Here is a 993-nt window from a genome sequence, read left to right as displayed (position 1 = left end):
TTGCACTCCGCGGTCGGAGTGGTGGATCAGCCCGGCCACGTCGTGGCCGGCACGCGACCGTGCCCACAATCCCATGTTCAGGGCGTCGAGGGCGAGGTCGGTGTGCATGGTGGTCGAGACCTGCCAGCCGACGACCATCCGCGAGAACACGTCCAGGACGAACGCCGCGTACACCCAGCCCGAGTGGGTGCGGATGTAGGTCAGGTCCGCCACCCACAACGCGTTCGGTGCCGCCGCGGTGAACTGACGGTTGACCCGGTCAGCCGGCCGGGGTGTTTCAGCTCCCTCGCTGCGCGTGGTCTTGCGTGTCTTGAGTCTCGCTATCCCYTGCAGMCCATCGGCTTTCATCAATCGCTCGACGGTGCAGCGGGCARCACTATGGCCCTGTCTGCGCAATTGGGCATGCACCTTGCGGGCACCGTAGACGCCGAGGTTGTCGGCATGCACCGCGCGGACCTGGGTAAGGAGCTCCCGGTCACGCACCACACGAGGCGCCTCGGTCTTCTGGGGGCTCAGGTGGGCTCGTACCGTGGACGGAGCGATCTGGGCGGACGTATCGCGCAATGCCGCACAGATCGGATCGACTCCGTGTTCATCGCGGTGAGCCGCGACGAACTCCACGATCAGCGCTGTGGGCGGTCGATCTCCGCCGCAAAGAAAGCCGAAGCCTGCTTCAAGATCGTGTTCGCTCGCCGCAGTTCACGGTTCTCCCGCTCCAACGCCGCGATGCGGTCAGCGTCCTCACTCGTGGTGCCCGGGCGGACCCCGCCGTCGATCTCGGCCTGACGAACCCAATTGCGCAACGCCTCGGGATGGACTCCGAGCTGATCGGCGATCCGCTTGATCGCACCTCTCGACGAATCGGGATCTYGTCGCGCTTCACATGCCATCCGGGTGGCCCGGTCCTTGAGTTCCTCACTGTACTTGCGTGGTGCTGCCATGCTCTCCATCCTTCACAGGTTCGAGAGCCTCCGACAGACCCGGGGCGGTTCA

The 993-nt window shown here is 65.5% G+C and carries 2 protein-coding genes and 1 other annotated feature; both genes read right to left on the bottom strand.

Annotation, left to right across the window (positions count from 1 at the left end):
* A partial coding sequence (locus tag A9310_RS26080; RefSeq protein WP_175401205.1) for an IS3 family transposase occupies positions 1–621 on the bottom strand: 621 nt, incomplete at its 3' end.
* Positions 535–663 (bottom strand) — a sequence feature (AL1L pseudoknot). Its footprint overlaps the gene before it by 87 nt.
* The gene (locus A9310_RS23325; RefSeq protein ID WP_065632620.1) at positions 624–941 is read right to left on the bottom strand and encodes a transposase; all 318 of its coding nucleotides are present in this window, start codon (positions 939–941) and stop codon (positions 624–626) included. It overlaps the preceding feature by 40 nt.
* Positions 942–993: the final 52 nt, after the last annotated feature.

This window comes from Gordonia sp. UCD-TK1, assembly GCF_001691435.1.
Lineage (GTDB): Bacteria > Actinomycetota > Actinomycetes > Mycobacteriales > Mycobacteriaceae > Gordonia > Gordonia hongkongensis.
This window is presented reverse-complemented; position numbering and strand designations above follow the sequence as displayed.